Source organism: Arhodomonas sp. KWT, assembly GCF_010993615.1.
Genome location: NZ_WNXE01000040.1, coordinates 17,064 through 22,744 on the forward strand (window position 1 = coordinate 17,064; position 5,681 = coordinate 22,744).

A 5,681-nucleotide genomic window follows, 5' to 3' on the forward strand; every position below is an offset into this window, starting at 1 on the left:
CGCGCTGTCTGAACGATGCCCTGATGGAAAAGGGATTAAGACAAGGTTCCGAGGTTAAATGCGAATCCAGTCGGTGTCTGAACGGTGCCCTGGCGGACATTGGAACGTGATCCCCGTACGCCAGGGCGCTGTTTTGGCGGCAGGGTTTACGCGGGGCGGGGATAGGCCATGAGCGCTAACCCGGATTTCGGGACCGTTTGGGCAAACCGTCCGAAAACTTTCCGCCGTGATTCCTCGACCGGTCGGTTGCTTATCGTGTCCCGGCAATTGGCATAAAGGACTCACGGAGGCGTAGTTGAGCGACGAGACGGTTAAATGGATGCAGAACCTGGACGCGGCGTACCGGCGGGCGTCGGGTGTCGCCGGTTTCAATGAATACAAGATCTTCTCCGGCCCGGTGATCCCGGCTCCGGTTCTGGTTCTGGGCCTGAATCCTGGGGGTGACCCCGCCACCTGGCGGCTTTCGGTGCCGGAGACCGCGGGCAGCCGTGACCCGTTCTACGGGGACGGAAGCCACGACTTCGACGTCTGCGATTACCCGGAGGCACGCGCGATGCGTCACCTCCTTAACAGCGCCCTTCGCGTGCCACGGCTCGCCGGCAGCGTGGTCAAGTCCAACCTCGTGTTCCGGCGCAGCGCAAGGGGGGATCGGGGCTTTCGTGCCTTTCACGGCATTGATATGAACGAGGCGGCGGAAGAGGCACGTCCGTTCGTCACTGACATCATGGCGCGCACCGATCCCGCAATGATCCTCCTGGAGGGGCAGTTGCTTCCGCGTTTCACCGCGCTTTACGGCGAGGGTGACCTGGAGCCTGTCGACGAGCCGGTCCTGACGCCCGCGGGGCCGCATTCCACCATGCTCTACGAGGCGTATCGCTACCGGGTGCCGGTGCTCGCGCGGCACGTGACCATCGTTAAGATCGCTCATCCCTCGACTTTTGGTGGTCGGTATCGGAAGGCCCGGGTGGACGACAGGATACGTGGGCTCCTTGAATGCGACTGGTAGTCGCATTTTCTCCCCTGTCAATGGCTGCATTGCCCGCGGTAACGGCTATATTATGTTTCTACAAAACGCCGGAAAGGCGCCCCCGCTCCGAGGTATCGTCCGAGGGTAGAACGGCCAGGGAAAGGGAGAGCGCATGGCCAGCATGCATATACTTCTAGTGTCCAATCAGCTGCTCGGAAACATCATCCCCACGCTGATGGATCGCCCCGACAGGGCGGCGTTGGTCGTGACGGAGTCCATGCGTCCCCAGGCTGCGCGTCTCACCGAGATCCTCGAGCAGCAGGGCATCGGCGTGCAGCGCTTTGACGATGCGCCGGAAGTGGATATGCCCCGGCTCGAGGAGTTCGCGCTCGATGTCCTATCGAGGCTCGCCGGTCAGGCTGATGAGCTCGTGCTCAACCTGACCGGTGGGACGAAGCTGATGGCGATTGGCTTTCTGGACGTGCTGCGCAGCGATGTCGACCGGTGTGTGTACACCGATACGGCCCATGGGCGTCTGGAAATACTGCCTGCGCGTGAGCCGCGACAGGCACCGAGGCCACTCGGTTCGGTGCTCGACATTCCTACCTATCTGCTCGCCCAGGGGTTCCGTGTCCGGCAAACGGGCTCGGCGAATGACGAGTACATGGACGGGGTCGCGGACCGTAAACAGCTGTGCAAGCGGCTTGGGCGACAGGCGCCGGAGTGGGGCGACTTCCTGGGCGCACTCAACAACCTGGCGAGTCGGGCCATGGATGGCGATGAACTCGTGTGGCCGGAACAGCGATTCGAGAGCGCTCCGCACGGGCGGTGGGCGAAGGCCCTCGACTGGCTATCGTCCGAAGGCCTGCTGGACTGGGAGGGCGGCCCGGACATCGCGTTCCTGGATCCGGAGCGCACCCGCTTTCTCAATGGGGGCTGGCTAGAGGAATACGTCTACCACTGGTTCGTTGACGAAGGTGCCGACCACGTCGACCTGAGCGTGACGGGCACGTGGGAAGGCACTCACGGTGCACGTAATGAACTCGACGTGGTCGCCGTGCACGCCAACCGGCTCCTGGTCGTGGAGTGCAAGACGACGCGCCACGGTCGGGATGTGAGTGCCGACGACCAGCAGTTCTACAAGCTCGACAGCCTGAGCCAGGACGTTCGGGGGCTGTTCGGCCACACCTGGTTCGTGACCGCGCGACACCCCTCCGAGGAAATGCACAAGCGCGCCAGGCAGCACGGCATCGAGGTGATCGGCCCAGGCCGGTTGCCGACCTTTCGTTCGGAAGTGCGCGGATGGCTCGAGGCGGTGAGGCCGAAGCCGGCGTGACCGCGGCGGCTGCGGCCGGCGGTTGGCCCGTTCGCTGAATGCCCCGTCCGGGACGTCGAAAACTTCCCGTTAGCGCGCCGGGGCTGGCAGTCACCTAGCCTTTGGGGCAGCAGGACAACAGCAAGGATCGCCGACAAATGCCAGAACGATTCAGGGACACCCTCCTTTGCGTGACCGGCCTGACGCCCCAGGTGGTTACCGAGACGGTTTACGCCCTTGCCCAGGAAGCGGCGGCGGGTGGCAAAAGCCGGATCCCTGAGCGAATCGAAGTCATCACGACGACCGAAGGCCGGCGCCGGATCCAGCTGTCCCTGTTTTCGCGTGCCGGGGGGCAGGGCCATTTCGATCAGCTCTGCAGCGACTGCGGCATCGACCGGGATGCCATTACCTTCGATGAGTCGTGCATTCACGTCATCCGTAACGGCGAGGATGAGCCCCTCGGGGACATCGTGAACGCGGACGACAACGCGCATGCCGCGGACCTCATCAACGACCGTATCCGCGCCTGGACCACAGACGATGACGTCCGGTTGCACGTATCCCTCGCTGGGGGGCGTAAGACCATGGGCTTCTACGCGGGCTACGCGCTTTCCCTGTATGCGCGCCCGCAGGATCGGCTCTCGCACGTGCTGGTGAATCCGCCTTTCGAGTCGCATCCCGATTTCTTCTATCCACCGCCGTATCCGCGGACCCTGACCCTGCGCGGCCGTAATGACTATGTGAGCACGGCGGACGCGCGGCTCCAGTTGGCGGATATCCCGTTCGTGCGCCTGCGCGAGGAAATGGACAAGACCCTGCTCTACGGCGAGCTGAGCTTCAGCGAGGCGGTCGCCCGCGCCCAGCAGGTCCTGGAACGCCCCGAGCTGGTTATCGACGTCGGTGAGCGGGTGGCGTGGCTGCAGGGCCATCCGGTGGAGCTCTCCGCGACGCATTTTGCCTGGCTGACCTGTTTCGCGCGTCGCGTGCTGGCCGGAAGGCCGCCAATCGGTTTCGGTGAGGAGGCCGCCGATGATCTGCGCGCCACGGTGGACTGGCTGGAAGGTGAGGGCCCGAGCACGCTCAAGGACCACGTCGAAGCAGCCCGGGACGAGCTGCGGCAGACCGGAGACAGTGGCTATTTCAGCCGCACCCGAACGCGCCTGAATACCGCCCTATCGGAACGTAGTGGACTCCACCCGGCCGCCGTGGCGCGCTACCAGCTCCGTTCGTATGGCCGGCGCCCCCACACGGTCTACGGGTTGCCGCTCGCCGCGGAGCAGGTCCGCATCGAGGGGGAGCCGTGACCCGCGGAGATTTGCGCGTGCCGGCGCAAGCGCCGCCACCTTCTAGCCTGAGCACGGCCCTGGAGCTGAACCCATGAGCATGGAACAGAGACAGCACACGATCACCTTCCTGACGCCGGCATTTCTCGGCGATGCCCGCCAGAACGCGGCCTGGCGGACACCGCCGTTCAAGGCCGAGCTGCGTCGGTGGTGGCGCATGGCGATCGCCTCGCACGGGCACGACCTGGCCACCGTTCGCCGCTTGGAGGGCGAGCTTTTCGGCGACGCTGCCGGCAATAGCGGCAAACGCAGCGCGCTGCGGCTACGGCTGAACGCTTGGAAACGCCACACCGAGCCGGACTGGCACTTGGCGGTGGACCGGAATCAGTTGCGCATGGCCAGTGGCCTGAGTGCGGCAGGCTATCTCGGGTTCGGGCGGGCGGAAACCCAGCGCAAGGAGACCGACCGGAAGACCGATCCGGCAATACCCGCGGGCGAGTCCGCCACGCTGCGAATGGCCTGGCCGGCCGGCGATGACAACGACGCGCTGGAACAGGCTCTGGGCCTGATGCACCGCTTCGGCACCGTTGGCGGGCGCAACCGCAACGGCTGGGGATCGTACGAAATCGAGTCGCCGCCCAAGATCCACCTCGACCGTTACCTGGTGGACTGGCGTGATGCCGTGAACAACCACGATTGGACGATCGGTGTCGGTCGGGACAAGGCCGGGCCTCTTGTATGGCAAACCCGGCCACAGAGGAGCTGGGAAGGTGCTATCCGGGTTCTTGCGGAAGTCCGCAAGGCCCTCTGCGGCGAGGCCAAGCAGCAGGGCCGCAGGCCACTGCTCTCCTATCCCGTGACGAAGGGCAACCGACCGGACTGGGACAAGCTGAGCGCACGCATCCCGAATTCCCTCCGCTTCAAGGTCATCAAGGGGGAAAAGGGCCTGCATGGCCAGATTGCCCACGTTCCCTGCGGTCCGGCCGACTTTCTGCGGCAGAAGTTCACCGCCCAGGAGGAGGCCCGCTTCCCGGATCTTTGGGAGGCATGCCACGAATTGCTGGACGACGAGTTCCAGAAGGACCTGCAGCGGGTGTCGCAATGACGCGGGAGAGTGACAGCATGGACAAGACCCTCGCGCAGGCGAAGCTGCTCGCGCGCCTGCATGACCCGGCCGAGAAGGCCCTCGTGCTGCTTCGCGACCCGGCGGGCCACGAGGGCGGCACCAGCCGCACGCTCCGCGAGGATCTCTTCGGGGAGGCACTGCCGAGCGGCGCGGCGCGCTGGGTTAAAAAGGCGGACTGGTGGGCCTCGGCCGCGGACCGGCCGCAGTTCCCCAAGGGCGCCCACGACGGCCGCTACCCGGGTTGGTCGCAGGTCCGCTTCGCCGAGGAGCCGGTGATACGGCATCCGCTTACTGGCCAGAAGCTGGACCTCCGGACGACCGGCGGACTCGGCGACACCGACATCCGGGAGATCAAGGCCCAGAGCCTCACGCACTTCCGGTCGCTGATACAGACGACTAGCGACGGTGCCGTGGACTGGCAACGCACGCTGCTCGCTTTCTGGCGTTTCGGTCCGGAGATCCGGCGCAGCGACGACCGGGCGGGCCTCGGCGAGCTGTGGCGCCGACTGCCCGCGGACACGCGCATCCCCGATCACACCATCTGGGATCACCTGGACCTGGTCTCGGGATTCACCGGGGCCTTCCACGCGGATGACGACGGCCGCTGCGCGCTGCTGCACGTCGCCCTCGGGCCGGTCCAGGACTTCATCTCCGCGGCCCGCACCACCTCGGACCTGTGGGCCGGCTCCCACCTGCTCGCCCGCCTTTCCTGGGAGGCGATGCGGGTCGTCTGCGAGCGGCTGGGACCAGATGCCATCCTCTTCCCGAATCTCCGCGGCGTGCCCCAGGTGGACCTCTGGCTGGTGGAGAACGGGCTGGACCGCGCGCTCTTTCAGCAGGCGAACTGGACAAGAACGGTCAATGGCGAACAGCGCGTGACGACCGACGCCAACCCGCTGTTCAGTGCCGCCCTGCCGAACCGTTTCCTGGCGATCGTGCCCGCGGCCCTCACCGAGGAGATCGCGATGGCCGTGCGGGACCACGTCCGGG

Annotated in this window: 5 protein-coding genes; all 5 read left to right on the forward strand. The window is 65.7% G+C overall.

Annotated features, from left to right (window positions below):
* Positions 1 to 295 precede the first annotated feature (295 nt).
* Entirely contained in the window at positions 296 to 1,006 is a 711-nt protein-coding gene (locus G7A99_RS08875; RefSeq protein WP_163139605.1) for a hypothetical protein, read from the forward strand.
* Between the two features lie 133 nt (positions 1,007 to 1,139).
* Positions 1,140 to 2,303 carry a Card1-like endonuclease domain-containing protein gene (locus tag G7A99_RS08880; RefSeq protein WP_163139607.1) on the forward strand — a complete coding sequence of 388 codons (1,164 nt, stop codon included), beginning with the start codon at positions 1,140 to 1,142 and terminating at the stop codon, positions 2,301 to 2,303.
* Between the two features lie 137 nt (positions 2,304 to 2,440).
* Positions 2,441 to 3,586, forward strand: coding sequence for a CRISPR-associated ring nuclease Csm6 (gene csm6, locus G7A99_RS08885; protein ID WP_163139609.1), 1,146 nt, complete (start codon positions 2,441 to 2,443; stop codon positions 3,584 to 3,586).
* A gap of 73 nt (positions 3,587 to 3,659) precedes the next feature.
* Entirely contained in the window at positions 3,660 to 4,670 is a 1,011-nt protein-coding gene (locus G7A99_RS08890) for an RAMP superfamily CRISPR-associated protein (protein ID WP_163139611.1), read from the forward strand.
* 17 nt (positions 4,671 to 4,687) lie between these two features.
* Positions 4,688 to 5,681, forward strand: a 994-nt coding sequence (gene cas10 / locus G7A99_RS08895) for a type III-B CRISPR-associated protein Cas10/Cmr2 (protein WP_240466199.1), incomplete at its 3' end; no start/stop codon positions are given.

What these genes read in the sequence shown, in the direction of transcription:
- G7A99_RS08880 (WP_163139607.1), top strand. Translation starts at nt 1,140, where the DNA reads ATGGCCAGCATGCATATACTTCTAGTGTCCAATCAGCTGCTCGGAAAC.
- csm6 (WP_163139609.1), top strand. Translation starts at nt 2,441, where the DNA reads ATGCCAGAACGATTCAGGGACACCCTCCTTTGCGTGACCGGCCTGACG.
- G7A99_RS08890 (WP_163139611.1), top strand. Translation starts at nt 3,660, where the DNA reads ATGAGCATGGAACAGAGACAGCACACGATCACCTTCCTGACGCCGGCA.